Source organism: Nocardia sp. NPDC047038 (genome assembly GCF_040644075.1).
In the GTDB taxonomy this organism is placed as follows: Bacteria; Actinomycetota; Actinomycetes; order Mycobacteriales; family Mycobacteriaceae; genus Nocardia; species Nocardia sichangensis.
The window spans coordinates 357,705-376,082 of record NZ_JBEYVQ010000002.1; the positions used below are offsets into that span (position 1 = coordinate 357,705).

Consider the following 18,378-nt stretch of genomic DNA (forward strand, 5'->3'; position numbering starts at 1 on the left):
TTCCAGACCACTCGACAGACCCGCACCCGCGCTGCCCGCAGCGCCGAGACCGGTCGACAAGCCGGTCTCCAAGCCCGAACCAGCCGCACCCTCGATCCCCGTGGAGAGACCGGAAGCCGCGTGCGAACCGGCGCCGATACCGCTGTCCAGACTCGACCCGAGATGCGCTCCCGCGCTGGACGCGCCTTCCAGACCACTCGACAGACCCGCACCCGCGCTGCCCGCAGCGCCGAGACCGGTCGACAAGCCGGTCTCCAAGCCCGAACCAGCCGCACCCTCGAACCCGGTGGAAAGTCCGGAGCCGAGTCCCGCACCGGCTTCAGCGGCCGTGCCAAGTCCGGCCGACAAACCCGAAGCGAGTCCGGCACCCGCCTGAGCTCCCGCATCGAGCCCAGCCGAAAGCCCCGAACCCAGCGCCGCACCTGCCTGCGCACCGCCGTCGATGGCACCGGTCAGCCCGGCTCCAAGGCCGGTACCGGCGTGTGCCCCACCGCCCACGCCGGTGGACAGGGCCCCACCGAGGCCGGTGGACAAGCCCGTCTCCAGGCCGCTCGCCCCGTGGACTCCGGCGTCGAGTGCCCCGCCCAGGCCGGTCCCGAGGCCCGCACCGGCCTGCCCGCCGGTGTGCAGGGAGCTGTCCAGTCCGCCGCCGAGCTCCGTTCCGGTGTTCACGGCCGCGCCGAGACCCGTCGCGAGCCCGGTCTCCAGGCCAGCCGTCGCCTGCGTTCCGAGGCTGCCGGCACCACCGATGGCGGAGGAGAAGTTGCTTCCGAGTCCGGCGGCCAGGTTGCCGGAACCCTGCGCGGCGGTGTCGATTCCGCCGGTGAGCCCGGTCGTCGCCTGCCCGGTGGCATCGAGCGCGCCTCCAAGCCCGGTCTCCAGACCCGACCCGATCTGCGCACCCGCGTCGGCCGCCCCGTGCAACCCGGTGGACACCCCGGCGCCGAGACCGGCACCCGCCTGCGCACCGCTGCCGAGAGCCGCGTCCAAACCGGTGGTCACCCCACCGGCTCCGTTCACCGCGCCCTCCAGACCCGCACCCGCGGCGCCCCCGAGATTCGCACCAAGACCGTTCGACGCATCGACAGCACCGTTCAGACCCGCACCAAGACCCGTCGCGGCGCCAGCGGAACCATCCACAGCGCCTCCAAGATTCGCGCCCAAGCCGGTCGTCGCATCAACAGCACCGCCGAGACCCGCACCAAGCCCCGTGGCGGCACCCGCAGCACCCTCCAGACCCGCACCGACACCAGCGGTCAAATCCGTAGCAGCGCCGGCGGAACCACCCACAGCACCGCCGAGACCCGCACCAAGCCCCGTGGCGGCACCCGCAGCACCCTCCAGACCCGCACCGATACCGGCGGTCAAATCCGTAGCGGCACCGACCGAACCATCCACAGCACCTCCCAGGCTCGCGCCGAAGCCGGTTGTCGCGTCGAGAGCGCCCCCGAGACCCGCATCGAGATCCGTGGCGGCACCCGCAGCGCCCTCCAGACCCGCACCGAGCCCCGTCGTGGCATCGACCGCACCCCCAATGCCCGCACTGAGACCAGTCGTCGTATCAACGGCCCCTTCGAGGCCTGTACCCACGCCGGTACCGAGATCCGCCACCCCGCCGATCGCGCTCTCGAGGCCCGCGGTCAGATCGGTCGCCGCACCCGCAGCTCCGCCGATGCCCGCCCCCAGACCCGCGCTGACATCAGCCACACCACCCAAGCCCGCGCCGAGGCCGGTCGTCGCATCGACGGCACCGTTCAGCCCAGCGCCCAGACCTGCACCCGCCTCTGCGCCGGCACCCAGCGCCGCATCCACACCCGTAGCCAAGCCACCCGCCGCATCGACAGCTCCCCCCACACCCGCACCGAGACCGGTCGTCGCATCAACGGCACCCTCCAGGCCCGCGCCGACACCGGCACCGAGCCCCGTGGTCAGATCAGTCGCTGCACCCGCAGCTCCCTCGAGACCTGCGGCGACATCAGCCGCACCACCGACGGCGCCACCCAAGCCCGCGCCGAGACCGGTCGTCGCATCGACAGCTCCCCCGACACCCGCACCGAGCCCCGCGGTTACGTCGGTCGCCGCGCCCAGACCACCCTCCAGGCCCGCGCCCACACCGGCGGTGAGGTCCACCGCACCACCGACCGCGCTGTCCAGACCCGCGCCGAGGCCCGTCGTCGCGTCGACAGCACCCCCAAGACCGGCACCCAGGCCCGAGGTCACATCGGTCGCCGCGCCCAGACCACCTTCCAGGCCCGCGTTCAATCCCGCGGAGATGTCCGTGGCACCCTGCACAGCGCCTTCCAGACCGGCGCCGACACCCGTCGTGATGTCCGCCGCGCCACCGATGGCGGTTTCCAGGCCCGCGCCGAGCCCGGTCGTCGCGTCGACAGCACCCCCGATACCCGCACCGAGATCAGCACCCGTCTGCACACTGCCGCCGATACCCGCGGTCAGGCCGGTTGCCGCGTCCACCGCGCCTCCCAGGCCCGCGCCGAGCCCGGTCGTCAAACCGGTCGTCGCGTCGATCACACCGCCGAGGCCCGCGCCCGCCTGCGCACCCGTGCCCAAAGCGGCGTCCAGGCCCGTGGTCAGACCGGCTGCGGCGTCCACCGCGCCTTGCAGCCCCGCACCGAGTCCGGCACCCAGGTCCGCTGCCCCGTTCACCGCGCCTTCCAGCCCGGCGCCCAAGCCCACCGCCGCGTCCGCCGCGCCTTCCAGGCCCGCGCCGAGGCCGGCGCCCGCGTCGATGCCGGTGGAGAGGCCGGTCTCCAGTCCGGCGGCGATGTCGCCCAGCCCTTGGGCGTCGGCGTTCAGGTCGAGGCCCGAGCCGATACCGCTGATCACCTGAGCGCCCGCGCCGAGCAGGCCGCCCACGGCGGCGGACAGGTCGGCGCCCGCGTTCACCACGGTCTCGAGGCCCGCCGCCAGCCCCGCGCCCAGACCTGCGCCGAGCTCCAGGCCGGTTTCGATCGCGGTGTTCAGTCCGGCACCCACGTCCACGCCCGTACCGACACCGAGGTCGACGTCGAGCCCGCCCCCCGCACCGGCACCCAGATCCACGCCGAGATCGGTGCCGAGGTCGACTCCGGCATCCGCCACCGCCGCCACGCCCACGGTGCTCGCCGCACCGATCGCGGCGGCCGTGCCGGTCTGCGCGCCCGCGGCCACGATGGACTGCAACTGGGAACCGCCGGTGACCAGAGCCGACTCGGCGACCATCGGGGCGCAGAGGGCGATGTCCTCCGGCGTCACCGCGCTCAGGCCTGCGGCGGCCAGCGCCTGGGTCGGGTTGGCGCAGTAGGCGACCGCGGCCTCTTGGTTCCGCAGCAGACCGAGGATGAACTCCAGAATCGCGTTGGGTGTCATGAGAATCTTCTCCTGAGTCCCGGCGGACCTCGCTGATCCGCAGTCGTTGGAATGCAAATCACGCTAGGAGCGCATCGCGTTACGCCGAAACGGGGCGGACCCCTACGACCGGCCGGGGCCGCCGGATAGGGGTGGGAGCGGAATTAGGGGAATTTCCCTAAACGTCCCCCTAACGAAGTAACGGCGGATGGCCAGCAACCGACAGAACGGTTGCGTCGGCAACCACAACGCCCAGCGCACGATCTCGGACATGCAGCAGCGACACCGGAACAGACAGCTTCTCGAACGGGGTTCTCGAATGACACAGCGCCTGGCGCTCGGCATCACTGTCGGAGCGTCGAATTCGGTCGCCGTGGCGGCAACGGAGGATGGCGACGACGGCCTCGGCCGGTCCGGCGGCGGCTACCTACGCTCGCATCCGAGCGTGCTGCGGCTGTCGCCGGACATGGCGCCCACGCTCGGCGCGGGCGCCGGCTCCACCGGCCGCCATTCCAGCGACGTTCTGCTGGAGGGCTTCCTCGCCAGGGTCGGCGACCCGGTCGGCATCCTCGCCGAGGACGGCTCATCTTATTCCGCCCCCGACCTGGTGGCGACCTCGATCGGCTGCCTGGTCGACGAGATCGCCGCCGAGAGCGGCCCGAGCGGCGTTCAGGCGACGGTCGCCTGCCACCCGGCCTGGTGGTCGCGGCACACCGTCGACATCCAGCGCGACGCCCTCGAGCGGGCCGGGCTCGGCGAGGTGACGCTGGTGCCGGAGCCCACCGCCGCGATCCGCTGGCTCGACGCCGCGCACGGCAGGGCCGACGACGGCGCGGTGATCGTCTTCGATCTCGGCGCGACCGGCTCGACCGTCTCGGTGGTCCGTACCGGCGAGCACGCCAGCCTGCTCGGCACACCGTTGCGCAGCACCGACGTCGCCGGCGCGGAATTCGATCTGCTGACCATGCGCTATGTCCTGGCTAATGCGGTGCTCGCCGCGGATTTCGATCCGTTCGATCCAATGGTGGAACGCGGATTATCGGCATTGCGCGAGCACTGCAGGAAAGCGAAAGAAGAGCTTTCCATAAATACCGCGACCGTTGTTCCGGTGCGCGTTGACCCCGCGGACCCGCAGGGCAGCACCGTGCGTCTGGTGCGCGGTGAACTGGAAGACCTGCTGCGCGGACCGCTGCTGAGTGCGATGGACCTGATCCGCGACGCCGTGCACCGCGCCCGGCTCGATATCGGCGACGTCGGCCGCGTCCTGCTCACCGGAGGCGGAGGCGCCATACCGCTGGTCGCCGAACTCGTCTCCTCCGAGTTCGGATTGCCGGTCGTGGCGGCCCCGGATCCCGAGCACACCACGGCACGCGGCGCGGCGCTGCTGGCCGCCGACCTGCTCGCCGCCGAGACCGACCAACTCCCCATGGTCGATCCGGTGGTCGAGGACGAGACCGTGCCGCAGCCCCGAGCGCTGCCCTCGGCGGGACTGGCGGCGCTGCCCGAGGAGCCGCCTGCGCGCAGGCGCGCACTGATCAGCAGGCAGCGCATCGCGGTGGTAGCCGGTATCGCGGCCGCCATCGGCCTGCTGGCGACCGGCACGCTCGCGATCGGCACCAGCATCCAGTCCGGCCAGGACAACCCCGCCTCGACCGAGCAGTCCGGCACCGGCGCCGTCCAGGTCGCCGCGACGACGGGCGCGCAGACGGGCACGGAATCCGCATCTTCCGGTGTCGCCACCACGGACTCGGCGAGCGCCACCGGCCGACCGCGGGCAAGGAACGAGGCGCCGCAGGCCGGTTCGCCTTCGTCCGCAGCTCAGGGCACGACCGCGGCCGTGGTGAAGAGCGAACAGAATCCCGATCAACCTGCCCCCGCGCCCGCCGTGGACTCCCCGGCGCAGCAACCCGCGCCGCAGCCGCAATCCCAACAGCCGTCTCCTGCTCCCGCGCCCGCACCGGCGCCGACCATCCCACCCGCGCCGACCCAGCAACAGCCCCGGCCTACACCGCCGACCGCCCCGAGCCTGCCGACCGGCGGGCTGGGCGACACCCTCGGCACGGTGCTGCGCGCTCCCGGAGAGATCCTGGGAGGCTCCGGTGGCTGATACCGCCTTCGACACCCTCCCCTGCGCCCGCGACATCTTCCGCGATCTGGATTCCGCCGACGACCAACCGGTGGTCTACCTGATCCGCGGCCGGTCCCAGACCGGCAAGTCGACGCTGCTCGCGGAGATCCGGGCTCGTCTGCGCGCCCGCGGCGTCCCGTTGCAGGACGACATCGCCGCGCTCCAGCACGCGCATGCGCGCAACGGCGCGCACCCCGTGCACCACACGACGAGCACCGCGGGCGTGACGACCGACATAGCCCGCCCAGCGCTGATCATCGACAATGCCCACACGCTTGGCCGACTCGATCTCGAATACCTCTGCGCCGCAGTGGAATCCGGACATCGAACGATGGTGATCGCCGCGCAGCCGCGCCCGCACGACCCGCGGCTGCGGATGCTCGCCGACGCCGTCGCCCGGCGTGGTCGCGTGGTCGACCTGCGCCCGCTGGGCGTCGCGGACATGGCGCCGTTCGCCCGAGAACTGGGCATGATGGTGCCGCGTCAGGTCGCGCAGCACATTCATGTGCAGACCGCGGGTATCCGCGGCGGCGTGGTGGCCGCGCTGACAGCCGCCTGCTCGGCGCGTCTGGACGCGGGCATCACCGCCGTCGACACGGCCGTCGCCGCGTGGGCGCGCGGGTTGCTGGACAACCTCGCGCCCGACCTGCTGGAGACCCTGGTCGTCGCCACGACGGGCACCGGCCTGGATTCCAGCGAGCTCACCGAGGTGCTCGGCGTGGAGCAGGCCGTCGCGCAGGATCTCATCGACCGAGCCAGGGCCAGCGCCCTGGTGACCGACGCCGATCTGCTGTTGGAACCCGCCGTTGCCCCACTGCGCACGCTGCTCGGCGACCGCAGGTTCGTCGCGGTCGAGCGCCGGTTGCTCGGCGCCCGGCTGGAGGCGGGCCTGCTGCGCGACCGCACCGCCTTGCAATTGGCCGAGTCCGGCGTCCGCGATCCGCGGCTCGCCTCTTTCCTCGTCGACGCCGCCGAGCAAGCCGGTCGCGACGCGGTTCGCTATTACGCCGCGGCGGCGGCCGTGGGTGCGGAACTGGATCTGATCGCGCTGCGCTGGGCCGAGGCGGCCGCGAGGACCGGCGACGGCGAGACCGCCATGCGCCTGGCCGAGCCGATGCTGGCGCGGTCGGGCAGCACGGGCGCGGAACTCGCCACGGCGGTGCGGATCTGCGCGGCGGTGCTCACCCGCCGGGGCCTGGTCGGTCGCGCGGCGCAGCTGTACACCTGGCTCGGGGGGCACCGGGTCGGCCCGGACTGGGCCGTCGGCGCCACGGTGTTGTGCCTGGCGGGCGACGTGACAGGCGCGCGGGAGATGTCCTCCTCGGCGACGAAGTGGCCGCCTACCGAAGCGGGCGCGCACGCGCGGCTGATCGCGACCGCGCTCGCGGACACCATCGAACCGGGCAACAACACCGCCGCCGCGGTATCGGCGCTGGTCCAGGCCGCCCACGCGGACGCTGGCGTGGACCGCTTCCTGCCTTGCACGGCGGCCTCCATCGCCACGCTGCTCTCGCTCGGCACCGGCGAGCCTCGCCGCGCCCAGGACGCGTTGCGGCGAGCCACGGCGAGCGGCCTGCGCTGCCATCAACTCGACGTGCTCGCGGCTTGGACGGCGATGCTCGGCGGCGACGAGCGCGCCGCCGCGGCCACCGTGGCCGCGCTCGACCACGATCGGCTCGACGTCCGCGACCGCCTGCTCGCGCACGGCGTCGCGGTCGGTCTCGCCCGGCGCAGCGGCGACCACACCGCGCTGGCCCGTGCGTGGCAGGCGGCGTATCCGTTGTTCGACGACGTGCAGACCGACCTGCTGGCGCTGCTGCCGATCGGCGAACTATGGCTGGCCGCCATCCGGATGCGCGACGAACGACGGATCGCGCCCCTGGTGGACGCCGCGCTGGCGCTGCTGCGTCGCTTGGACGATCCGCCCGCGTGGTCCAACGCCTTCCACTGGTACGGCGTGCAGGCCGCGATCGCCCACGAGAGCCCCGAGGAGCTGCTGCCGCACGCGCGCGCGTTGAAAGCCGCGGCCGAGGCCGGTGACCGGCACGCCGCCGTACTCGCCGACGCGGGCCGTACCTGGGTGCTGGTGCTGCGCGGCCAGGTGGTCAGCGCGCCGGTCCACGCGGCGGTCGCCGCCCTCACCGAAATCGGCATGACCTGGGACGGCGCCCGGCTGGCCAGCGAGGCGGCGCTCGCGGCGCCCGACTCGGCGACGGCCACGGCGCTGCTCAAACTGGCCCGCACGGTTCGCGCCGACGCCCGTCCGCAGGAGCCGCAGGCTCGGCAGGCGGCCCCGGCCGCGCACAACGGCGACACCCCGCCGCCCGTGCCGCCGCAGGCCGCGATTCTCAGCGAACGAGAACGCGAAGTGGCCGAGCTGGTTCTGCTCGGGCTCACCTATCGGGAGATCGGTGCGCGCCTGTACATTTCGGCGAAGACGGTCGAGCACCACGTCGCGCGCATCCGACGCCGGGTCGGTGCCCGTTCCCGTTCGGAGTTATTGTCGATGCTCCGCGCCATGGGACACGGTTCGCTTCTGGTGTGACCGGGTGCGGTTCCGTCAGCGGGAACGCCGAAGCGAGGTAGGTGAGGATGGCCACTGGGGTTGGCCTGCGCGTCGCCGACGACGAGTGCACGGCGGTCATCGTCACCGACGGTGACGAGCAGCCGGAGTACATCGTCCGGGAGTCGGTACTGCACATGTCCGAGGACGGTGACGCCGAATTGGGCGGTCCCCCGCCCACGGAGGAGTCCCACTCGATCAGCGGCTTCGTGGCCGCCGTCGGCAACCCGGCGGGTATACCCGTCGACGACGGTGAGGCGTACCGCGCCGAAGACCTCGTCGCGACCGCCCTGTTCTGCCTGATCAACCTGGCCGCCGAACATCTCAGCGGAGCGGCCGAGTTCTACGCGACGCATCCGGCGGACTGGCCCGCCGAGCAGGTGCGTTCGCTGCGTGACGCGCTGGACTACCTCGGTCTGCGCTCGGTGCTGCTGGTCAGCGAGGGTGAATTGCCCAGCGCCCAAACCGGAGCCGACGGAAGATCGTTCGCCCACGACGCGGCCAGAGGGGCGCTGGCGGCGGTGCTCGCCACTCCGGCAGGGGCCACCCCGCCGGACCCGTCCACCGCGGAGAACTCGACGGTGGACACCATCGTCATCCCGGCCGTGCCCGCCGCCGACGCGCAGCCGCAGGCGTACTCGGCGGCCATGCCGATCGCCGAGCCGATCGCGGCCACCGAAACGAAGCAGGTCGAGCAACAACCACAGCCGGCGGTTCCAGCGCGGCAACCGAAACGCACGCCGCTGGTGATCGCGGGCGCCGCGGCGATCGGCCTGGTGCTCGGCGGCATCGTGGTGGCCATGCTGCTGCGCGACGGCAGCGAGACGCCGGTGCCGCCGCTGCCCGACGCCAAGTCCGAGCCGACGTCGGTGCTCCCGGCCCCGCCGCCGGTCGTGACCACCACGGCGACCACCACCACCGAGGCGCCCGAGCCACCGGTGGTGACCGAGACCACGACGCCGGAACCGACCACGACGCCGCCGGAACCGACGACCACGACGCCGCCCACCACCACGCCGACCACCGCCCCCACTCGGACTTCGACGACGCGGACCATCACGCCCACGACCAATCCGTTCGGTCAGCAGCTGCCGCAGATCCCGACCATCCCCGGAATGGGAATACCGGGTAGTCGGTGATTAGTAGCGTCCTTCTCGGGTTTGTGGCTTAGAGTGTTGCGCTGACCGGGTTGTCGGATGATTTTCCACACACCGGTCGATTGCTGGACGAAGACTGTGTGCCAACGGATTCTGCCCGTGGCCACGGATTTAGCTGGCACGTGCGTGCCGACGAAGGGACTTCATGCGCAAGTTGGTGGCGCGTCGCGCCGCGGTCAAAGCTGTCGCCATCGCATCGACCGTTCTCCTGACTCCCTTGTTCGGCACGACCACCGCCTCGGCGGTACCCGAAGCACCGGCGCAGCTGGCCACGGACAATCTCCCTCCGGAACTCGTGCAGGCCATCGCGCGGGATCTGAAGATGACCCCGACGGAATACCTGGACCGCGCCGCGCGCGCCCAGCAGCTGCGTGACTACGCGCGCGGATTCCGTTCGGAGCGGCCGGATTCCTACGCGGGCGCCTGGATCGGCGCCGACGGCAAGCCCGTCATGGCGGTCACCTCGCTGGACGCCGCCAAGATCGCCGCGGCCGACGGATACCAGACCCGGCTGGCCCCCGTGTCGGCGGACAGCCTGGAAGGCTCGCTGGTGCAGCTCAACCAGTGGATCACCGGCCTGCCGCGCGAGATCTCGCAGGCGATCAACTCCGTGGCCATCGACTTCCTGAACAGTCAGCTGGTGCTCAGCGTCGCCAACACGCCCGCGGGTCACATGCTCAACCTGCCGACGCTCCTGGCCAACATCAAGGTCATCCTGTCGCCGAACAGCGGCGGACCGGTCGAGCGCAGGCCGATGGGCGGCGACACCTACATCAGTGCACCCGGTTCGCTCCAGGACTCGTCGCTGCGCGCCGTCGACGTGTGCTCGTTCGGGTTCAACAGCGTCGACGCCTCCGGCAACGCGCTGAACATCAGTGCGGGCCACTGTGATCCGAACCTGGGCAAGGGTAACCAGGAGGCGGGCGTCTACCTGCCGAACGTCCGGGACATCCCGGCCAGCCCCGAACTGGGCACCTTCGTGCGCGCCTCGCTGGGCGGACAGTCCGCGCTGGACTATTCGGTGATCAAGCTGAACGAGCGCGCGGTGCGGGCGGGCATGGACCAGCCCTCGGTGCGCGGCGCCAACGGCACGACGCTGGCGATCACCGGCACCGCCGACCCGATCACCGGCGCCCCGGTCTGCAAGTCCGGTCAGTCGTCCACGTTCACCTGCGGCTTCGTCGTCGCCGACCGGGTGGAGACCCAGCTCTACACCGCCGAGGGAGAGAGCAAGACCGTGCGCGGCTTCGCCAGCTCGGCCTGCACGCTCGGCGGCGACAGCGGCGGCGCGATCGTGTCCGGCACGCTGGCGCTCGGCATCACCAGTGGCTCCAACGCCGCGGACGCGCCCAACTGCAACGAGGCCAACGTCGCGCTCGCGCAGTACGGCGGCACCGCGTCCCTCGGCATCCCGATCCGGGCGATCCTGGCCGACATCGACGCCTCCTCCGGCGGCGGAATCGGCAGCGGAATCAGCGTGCGCACCCGGCCGAACGCGAGCTGAGCGCGCACCCGCGTGGTGTGGCGATCGGCATACTCCCGGTCGGAGGGCTATGAGCGAGTCGGGAACCACAAGATGAGTAGGCATCCCGCGTCAAACCCCATATAGTCTGCTCATGCTCCTGCCACGTATAGGACCTCCCCGATCGACTGCGCGACAGACCGTAATCCGAAAGACAGTGATCGCCGCCTCGGCGGCGATACTGCTGTTCGGGCCCACGGCGGCAGTAGCGACGGCTCAACCCGACCATGCTCCCGGTCTGCCCGCCGAGCTGGTCGCCGCGGTGACCCGCGATCTGAAGATCTCGCCCGACGAGTACCTGCACCGCGCGGAGCTGGCGCAGCAGGTCGCCGCGTTCGCCACCACCGCCCAGCGGCAGTACCCGGCCGTGTTCGGCGGCTCCTGGCTGGATGACGCGGGCAAGGCGGTCGTGGCGCTGGCGCAGGGCCCCGGCGTCGACGAGGCGAAGAAGGCCGCGGAGTCGGCCGGTTTCGAGGTCCGCAACGTCGCCAAGAGCGAAGCGGCCCTGCGTGGCGAGAAGAGCGCGTTCGAGCGCTGGCTGGAGGGCCAGCCGGAGTCGGTGCGGTCGCTGGTGCGCGGCGCGGTGGTGGACACCGTGAACAACGCGATCGCCGTCCGCGTGGACCAGGTGGGTCTGCCGATGCCGAACTTCATCGACCCGGCGCGCGTCATCGTGATGGCTCCGCCGGTGGCGGGCGAGCAGGGCACTCTCCAGGCCGGCGACATCGCGGGCGACGCGCGCGGCGCGCTCGCGGGCGGCGACGGCTACGCCTCGGTCGCCGGACGCAGCTCGCTGCGCTGCTCGCTCGGCTTCAACGGCACCGACCGCAACGGCAACACGGTGAACATCACCGCGGGCCACTGCAATCCGGACATCCCGTCCGCGGGCAGCGGCAACGCCGCGGGCGTCTACGAGATGAACGGCGACCGCCTCGGCGCGCAGCTCGGCGTCTTCCAGAAGTCGGTGCTCGGCGAGCAGGACTACTCGATCATCCGGATCAACGACCAGGCCAAGGACCGCTTCGCCAACAACGGCGTTCGTGCGCCCGGCGCGGCTCCGATTCCGGTCGACGGCGTGGCGACCCCGGTGGTCGGCGCTCCGGTGTGCAAGTCCGGTGCGCGCACCGGCTTCAGCTGTGGCGTGGTCAACGCCGTCGACCAGACCGTGCAGGTCGGCGACCGGGAGCTCACCCAGAGCTTCTCGGCCAACATCTGCGCGCTGCCCGGCGACAGCGGCGGCCCGATCGTGACCGGCCGGTTGGCGCTCGGCATCTCCAGCGCGTCGTCGGTGGCCGACTACCCGATCTGCGAGATCCCGAACCTGATCGGCGCGCTCACCGGTAACGTGCCGCAGCTGTTCGCGCAGCCGGTGCACGTGGTGCTCTCCGACAACCCGGGACTGCGCGTCCGCACCAACTGACCGCGGGAACGCGCGAAAGGCCGGCAGCGTCGAGCTGTCGGCCTTTCGCCGTCTCAGGGGCTTTCCACTGCCCTTACGCGGCCCGCAGGGGGAAACGCCGCATGGCATGCGGTAGCGGTCCGGCATCCTGGACCGCATGTGTTTGGTGTTGATCGGCTGGCGCGCGCACCCGGAATACCGGTTGATCGTGGCCGCCAACCGGGACGAGTTCTATACCCGGCCGACCGAGTCCATGCGTTGGTGGCCGGAAGCGCCCGGTCTGCTCGCCGGACGCGACACCGGGGCGATCGGCCGGGCGGAGGGCGAACCGCCCGGCACCTGGCTCGGCCTGAGCACCCATCCGCACGCCGACAATCGCTTCGCGGCCGTCACGAACGTGCGAAATCCCGCCGATCAACGTCTCGATGCCCGTTCCCGTGGCGCGCTGCTGATGGATTTCCTGCGCGGCGCGTCCGACCGCGGTCCGGCGGGCGAGTTCCCCGGGCCGGAGAAGTACGTGCTCGACGTCGCCGCGGGACCCGACGACTACAACGGCTACAACTTGGTGGTCTCCGACCTGCGCACGCTGTGGTGGCACTCCAATCGCAGCGCCGCGGAACCGCGCGAACTCGCCGCGGGCTTCCACGGGCTCTCCAACGGCACATTCGTCACGTCGGCTGGTCCGAGCCCGGCGGAAACCGATCTGATCGCTCCACAGCCCATCTGGCCCAAGATCCGGGCGGGTGTGTGCGGACTGCGCGAGGTCGTGCGCACCGAGCCCGGTGCGGTGGACCGCTACTTCGAAGTGCTGGCCGACCGCACCGAAGCCGCTGACGACGAACTTCCGCGCACCGGCGTCCCGTATGAGATGGAGCGGGCGCTGTCGGCCAGGTTCGTCGCGCACACCGTGCACGGGACAAGGGCGAGCACGGTGCTGGTCGTCCGCGAGGACGGGACGTTCGAAATGGTGGAGCGCTCGTTCGGCACGCTGGGCGAGGAACTGGGCGAGAACGTCGTCCGCGGCCTGCTGGATCTGAGCGGGTAAACGACCGGCGGCCCGCCCTCCGAAGGAGAGCGGGCCGCCGAGAATCTGACGAGCGGGTGAGACCGAGGGCTTACTTCGGTTCGCTCGGCTTGTCCGCCCACTTGGTGGTGCCTTCCGGCGCCTGCAGCGTGTTGATCAGGTCGATACCCGCGACAGCGAGCATCGGTCCGCCGACCGCAACGGTGCCGAGGATGCCGCCGATGCCCGCGCCCGCGATCGCGGCCGGGATGCAGCCGACGCCGAGGAACGGCAGGCCGAGGATGCAGCCGATCACCGCACCGCCGATGACGCCGACGGCGGTGCCGAGGAAGCCACCGACGGCGGTCGCGATGCCGAACTGGCTGGCGAACTCGTTCTGCGCGCGCTGGTTCTCGATCGGCGAGGCGATCGGCTGCGCCACGACGTTGACCGCGTTGGCCGGCTTGTCCTTGGGCACGGTGACACCCTGCTCAGGCGTCAGCTCGAGCACCGTGTTGTCTTCCTTCACGATCGGCTTCACCGGGACGACGGTGTCGGCGACCTTGAAGGCGATCGGCAGTGTGAGGACTGCGTTGCCCTGCGAATCCTTGATCCGGTAGACGTCGTCTTCCTTGACGTCCTCGGACGACTTGGCCAGCTCGAATGTTCCCCCCTTGAGCGTCGTCACGACGGTCTTCTCCACCAGCTTGACCGAGTACCGGATCGGGTCGGGCGTAGCAGCGGCCGGCTCGGCATGGGCGGTCCCCAGTCCGATGGTCATCGCACCGATGACCATCGCGGCCGCCGCGGTGGTTCTGCGGAGTTTCAATTCAGTTTCCAATCCATCATCAGGTCGTGCGTTACCGCTGGTCTTCAGCACGCGAGAGCTCTGTACAGCAAATCCGGGTGGTCGGCTCCGGATCCTCCCCGAGCGGTGTGAAGACGGTCGTGGCAATCAGAACGTCGTGAGCCTAATAGAACGCCGCGTTTTAAGCGAGATCCCTTATCAGGCATGGGGACTAAGCCAATCCTTACCGACTGGACGGAATGCTTCGCCGTTTACGGTGGTGGTCGACCACTCGCCAGCGCGATCTGGGCAATTTACTGTGACATTCATCACAGGTAAATAGAGGGTCAAGCCCCAGCATATGGGGCTATAGCCCAAAAGCCCGATCGTACGATGGACATGGTTGTTACTGGCGGGTAACTTGCTGCCGGTTAGGATACGAGCCAACCGAGGCGGTAGCAGAACCAGCCGCGCTCGTTGTGCCTCTAAAGAAAGGTCGCACATGAATGCCCTGACAGTGACGCTGGGCACGATTGGGGCGGCGCTCAGCCTCCTGTGTTGGGCGTCGTTCATCGGCGGCGTCCGCAATATCGCGCGCGCCATCATGATCGGACAGCCCGCGCCGGACCGTTGGCGGCCCTTCTTTCCGCGCTTCAAGCAGATGCTCGTGGAGTTCATCGCGCACACGCGGATGAACAAATTCCGCACCGTCGGCTGGGCGCACTGGCTGGTGATGATCGGCTTCATCGGTGGAGCCATGCTGTGGTTCGAGGCCTACGGGCAGACGTTCGACCCCGCGTTCCACTGGCCGATCATCGGCAACCTGGCGATCTACCACCTGTGGGACGAGATCCTGGGTATCGGCACCGTAGTCGGCATCCTCACGCTGATCATCCTGCGGCAGCTCAACCACCCGCGTCTGCCGGAGCGCCTTTCCCGGTTCAGCGGTTCCAAGTTCGGCCCGGCCTACGTCATCGAGGCGATCGTGCTGCTCGAGGGCCTCGGCATGATCTTCGTGAAGGCGGGCAAGATCGCCGCCTACGGCCACTCCGACCCGGCCACCGACTTCTTCACCATGCAGGTGGCGAAGCTGCTGCCCGCGAACACCACGATGGTGGCGCTGTTCGCTTTCGTGAAGCTGATGTCCGGCATGGCGTTCCTGTACTACGTCGGCCGCAACGTCACCTGGGGCGTGGCCTGGCACCGGTTCTCCGCGTTCTTCAACATCTACTTCAAGCGTGAGGACGACGGCGGCGTCGCGCTCGGCGCGGCCAAGCCGATGATGTCGAAGGGCAAGCCGGTCGACATGGAGACCGCCGACCCCGACACCGACACCTTCGGCGCGGGCCGGATCGAGGACTTCTCCTGGAAGGGCTGGCTGGACTTCACCACCTGCACCGAGTGCGGTCGCTGCCAGTCGCAGTGCCCCGCCTGGAACACCGGCAAGCCGCTGTCGCCGAAGCTGCTGATCATGTCGCTGCGCGACCACGGGTACGCCAAGGCCCCCTACCTGCTGGCCGGTGGCCGCAAGGACATGGGTGGCGACGAGGTCGGCCTGGTCGACGCCGAGGGCAACCCGAACGAAGCGAAGCTCGCCAAGATCTCGGAGGCCGCCAAGGCCGAGGCCGAGCGGCCGCTGGTCGGCGGCGAGGACGTGGGCGGCATCATCGATCCCGAGGTGCTGTGGAGCTGCACCACCTGCGGCGCGTGCGTCGAGCAGTGCCCGGTGGACATCGAGCACGTCGACCACATCATCGACATGCGCCGCTACCAGGTGCTGATCGAGTCCGAGTTCCCGTCCGAGCTCGCGGGCCTGTTCAAGAACCTGGAGAACAAGGGCAACCCCTGGGGCCAGAACGCCAAGGACCGGCTCAACTGGATCAACGAGCTCGATTTCCAGATCCCGGTCTTCGGCCAGGACGCCGACAGCTTCGACGGCTACGAGTACCTGTTCTGGGTCGGCTGCGCGGGCGCCTACGAGGACCGCGCCAAGAAGACCACCAAGGCGGTCGCCGAACTGCTGGCCACCGCGGGCGTGAAATTCATGGTGCTCGGCGCGGAGGAGACCTGCACCGGCGACTCCGCTCGCCGCGCGGGTAACGAGTTCCTGTTCCAGCAGCTGGCCCAGCAGAACATCGAGCTGCTGAACTCGGTGTTCGAGGGCGTCGAGGATCGCAAGAAGAAGATCGTCGTCACCTGTGCGCACTGCTTCAACGCGCTGAACAACGAGTACCCGCAGGTCGGCGGCAACTACGAGGTCGTGCACCACACGCAGCTGCTCAACCGCCTGGTGCGGCAGAAGCAGCTGGTCCCGGTGGCCTCGGTGTCGCAGAACGTCACCTACCACGACCCTTGCTACCTGGGTCGGCACAACAAGATCTACAACGCGCCGCGTGAGCTGATGGCGGCGTCCGGCTCCAACCTGGTCGAGATGCCCCGGCACGGCGAGCGATCCATGTGCTGTGGCGCCGGTGGCGCCCGGATGTGGATGGAGGAGCAGCTCGGCAAGCGCGTCAACATCGACCGCGTGGACGAGGCGCTGACCACCTCGCCCGCGAAGATCGCGACCGGCTGCCCGTTCTGCCGCGTGATGCTGACCGACGGCGTCACCGCGCGCCAGGAGAAGGGTGAGGGCGAAGGCGTCGAGGTGGTGGACGTCGCCCAGCTGATGCTGGACGCCATCGAGCGCGTCGAGCCCGCGGTGCTGACCGAGAACCTGTCTGTCATCCAGGAGCCGAAGGCGCCCGAGGTGGAGCCCGAACCGGAGCCGGAGCCCGAACCCGCCCCGGCCGCCGAAGCTCCCGCCAAGGCCGCGCCGACCGGCGGCGGTCTGGCCATGAAGGGCCCGGCGAAAGCGCCCGGTGGCGGCGGTCTCGCCATGAAGGGCCCGGCCAAGGCACCCGGTGGCGGACTCGGCATGAAGGGTGCGGCCAAGGCGCCCGGCGCCAAGGCCCCCGCCGCGGAAACGGCGGAGGCCGAGGCCACGTCGGCGCCTGCCGCTCCGGTCAAGGGTCTGGCCATGAAGGGCCCCGCGAAGGCGCCCGGTGGTCTGGGGATGAAGGGCGGAGCCAAGGCACCCGGCGCCAAGGCCGCTGGGGCGCCCGCCGCCGAAGCCCCGGCCGACGCTCCCGCGACCGAAGCCCCCGCGGCCAAGCCGGCCAAGGGATTGGGCATGAAGGGCGGCGCCAAGGCGCCCGGTGGTGGTCTGGCCATGAAGGGCGCGGCCAAGGCTCCCGGCGCGAAGGCCCCGGCAGCCGAGGCAACGGCCGTCGAGACGGCTACGGAACCGGCCGAAGCCACGACCGCAGCCGCGCCGACCGAGACCAAGCCCACGGTGCCCGCCAAGGGTCTGGCCATGAAGTCGGGCTTCAAGCGGCCCGGCCCCAAGGCCCCCGGCAAGGCGACCCCGGCACCGGCCCCGAAGGATGCGGCTCCCACCGAGCCGGCTCCGGTGGAGCAGGCCCCCGCCGCGGAAGCCCCTGCGGCAAAGCCCGAACCCGCTGCCGAGCCGGAGCAGACCAACGGTGCGAGCGGCAACGGCGCACCCGAAGTCGCGCCGCCCAGCGCCAAGCCCGGCGGTCTCGGCTTCAAGGCCGGTGCGAAAGCGCCGGGCCGCAAGAGCTGAGCACCTAGGACAACTCGATAACGCACTCGGCCGGGTCCAGAAATGGACCCGGCCGAGTCATATCCGAGCCGCTTCTATCTTCCAGGTGGGCTCAGATGGTATCCGACAGCACAAATCCTCCGATATCATGATTGGTAAGCTTTTGATATCGGGAGGTTCAAGATGTCACGAACGCTGATCGACATCGATGACGACGCTCTCTCGCTTGCCGCCGAAGAACTGGGCACGAAAACCAAGGTTGCCACGGTCAACGCAGCGTTGCGAGAGGTCGCAAACAGACGCGCGGTCGCGAAGATGCTGCAACAGCTCCGCGCTAGCGAGACGGATCTTTCAGCGGAGGCGATGAAGGGGGCATGGCACTGAGAACGCTGTTCATGTTGGCGGACAAGTCGGCACTGGAATGGGTCCTTCGCGACGAGGTCGCCGCCGCCGACTTCGCCGAAGTGACCAGCGCACCGGGTGCGCTAGTAGCGGGTTGTCATCTAACCGCACTCGAGATCGGCTATTCGGCCCGATCTCATGCCGACTACATCGCCAAAACCACGGGGCAGAAGGCTTTGGTCTGGCTTCCAGTCACGGAAGAAGCGATGGACCGGGCGTTGGAGGTGCAGGGTCTTCTCGCTGCCCGAGGCGCGCATCGCCTGCCGATCCCCGATCTGATCCTCGCCGCAACCGCCGAGGTACACGGCGCAACTGTCCTGCATGTCGACAGTGATTATCGGACGATTGCGGAGATCACCAGTCAGCCGCATCGGCGACTCAAGACGAGCACGTAGTCGGGCGATGCAGCTACCGCGGACGAAAACAGCCCCAGAATGCGCCGAACGGGATCTGGCCGGGGACGCGTGT

General features: G+C 70.2%; 11 protein-coding genes. 9 read left to right on the forward strand and 2 right to left on the reverse strand.

Annotation, left to right across the window (positions count from 1 at the left end):
• Positions 1–3,366, reverse strand: a 3,366-nt coding sequence (locus ABZ824_RS09900) for an IniB N-terminal domain-containing protein (protein ID WP_356962867.1), incomplete at its 3' end; no start/stop codon positions are given.
• A 298-nt stretch (positions 3,367–3,664) separates the two neighbouring features.
• On the opposite strand from ABZ824_RS09900, the gene ABZ824_RS09905 reads away from it, so the two are divergent.
• From ABZ824_RS09905 to ABZ824_RS09930, 6 genes are all read left to right on the forward strand, one after another.
• On the forward strand, positions 3,665–5,452 hold the full coding sequence (locus ABZ824_RS09905) for an Hsp70 family protein (RefSeq protein WP_356962869.1): 1,788 nt from the start codon (positions 3,665–3,667) through the stop codon (positions 5,450–5,452).
• Positions 5,445–8,018, forward strand: a complete 2,574-nt coding sequence (locus ABZ824_RS09910; protein WP_356962870.1) for a LuxR C-terminal-related transcriptional regulator — start codon at positions 5,445–5,447, stop codon at positions 8,016–8,018. The genes ABZ824_RS09905 and ABZ824_RS09910 overlap by 8 nt, the downstream gene beginning before the upstream one ends.
• A gap of 47 nt (positions 8,019–8,065) precedes the next feature.
• The gene (locus ABZ824_RS09915; protein WP_356962872.1) at positions 8,066–9,175 is read left to right on the forward strand and encodes a hypothetical protein; all 1,110 of its coding nucleotides are present in this window, start codon (positions 8,066–8,068) and stop codon (positions 9,173–9,175) included.
• A 163-nt stretch (positions 9,176–9,338) separates the two neighbouring features.
• Positions 9,339–10,697, forward strand: coding sequence for a S1 family peptidase (locus tag ABZ824_RS09920; protein ID WP_356962873.1), 1,359 nt, complete (start codon positions 9,339–9,341; stop codon positions 10,695–10,697).
• A gap of 175 nt (positions 10,698–10,872) precedes the next feature.
• Positions 10,873–12,135 carry a S1 family peptidase gene (locus ABZ824_RS09925; protein ID WP_356962874.1) on the forward strand — a complete coding sequence of 421 codons (1,263 nt, stop codon included), beginning with the start codon at positions 10,873–10,875 and terminating at the stop codon, positions 12,133–12,135.
• A 136-nt stretch (positions 12,136–12,271) separates the two neighbouring features.
• Positions 12,272–13,159, forward strand: a complete 888-nt coding sequence (locus ABZ824_RS09930; RefSeq protein WP_356962876.1) for an NRDE family protein — start codon at positions 12,272–12,274, stop codon at positions 13,157–13,159.
• 70 nt (positions 13,160–13,229) lie between these two features.
• Here ABZ824_RS09930 and ABZ824_RS09935 read toward each other — a convergent pair whose 3' ends face one another.
• Positions 13,230–13,946 (reverse strand): hypothetical protein, encoded by a 717-nt coding sequence (locus ABZ824_RS09935; RefSeq protein ID WP_355071465.1) that lies wholly within the window; start codon positions 13,944–13,946, stop codon positions 13,230–13,232.
• Positions 13,947–14,406: 460 nt separating this feature from the next.
• Here ABZ824_RS09935 and ABZ824_RS09940 point away from each other — a divergent pair, with 460 nt between their 5' ends.
• From ABZ824_RS09940 to ABZ824_RS09950, 3 genes are all read left to right on the forward strand, one after another.
• Positions 14,407–17,529, forward strand: coding sequence for a (Fe-S)-binding protein (locus tag ABZ824_RS09940; protein ID WP_356962879.1), 3,123 nt, complete (start codon positions 14,407–14,409; stop codon positions 17,527–17,529).
• Between the two features lie 162 nt (positions 17,530–17,691).
• Positions 17,692–17,892, forward strand: coding sequence for a type II toxin-antitoxin system VapB family antitoxin (locus ABZ824_RS09945; protein WP_356962881.1), 201 nt, complete (start codon positions 17,692–17,694; stop codon positions 17,890–17,892).
• A gap of 11 nt (positions 17,893–17,903) precedes the next feature.
• Positions 17,904–18,305, forward strand: coding sequence for a PIN domain nuclease (locus ABZ824_RS09950; protein WP_356962882.1), 402 nt, complete (start codon positions 17,904–17,906; stop codon positions 18,303–18,305).
• The last annotated feature ends 73 nt before the right edge of the window (positions 18,306–18,378 follow it).

Coding starts and splice junctions, on each gene's coding strand:
- ABZ824_RS09905 (WP_356962869.1), top strand. CDS start 3,665: ATGACACAGCGCCTGGCGCTCGGCATCACTGTCGGAGCGTCGAATTCG.
- ABZ824_RS09915 (WP_356962872.1), top strand. CDS start 8,066: ATGGCCACTGGGGTTGGCCTGCGCGTCGCCGACGACGAGTGCACGGCG.
- ABZ824_RS09920 (WP_356962873.1), top strand. CDS start 9,339: ATGCGCAAGTTGGTGGCGCGTCGCGCCGCGGTCAAAGCTGTCGCCATC.
- ABZ824_RS09930 (WP_356962876.1), top strand. CDS start 12,272: ATGTGTTTGGTGTTGATCGGCTGGCGCGCGCACCCGGAATACCGGTTG.
- ABZ824_RS09940 (WP_356962879.1), top strand. CDS start 14,407: ATGAATGCCCTGACAGTGACGCTGGGCACGATTGGGGCGGCGCTCAGC.
- ABZ824_RS09945 (WP_356962881.1), top strand. CDS start 17,692: ATGTCACGAACGCTGATCGACATCGATGACGACGCTCTCTCGCTTGCC.
- ABZ824_RS09950 (WP_356962882.1), top strand. CDS start 17,904: ATGTTGGCGGACAAGTCGGCACTGGAATGGGTCCTTCGCGACGAGGTC.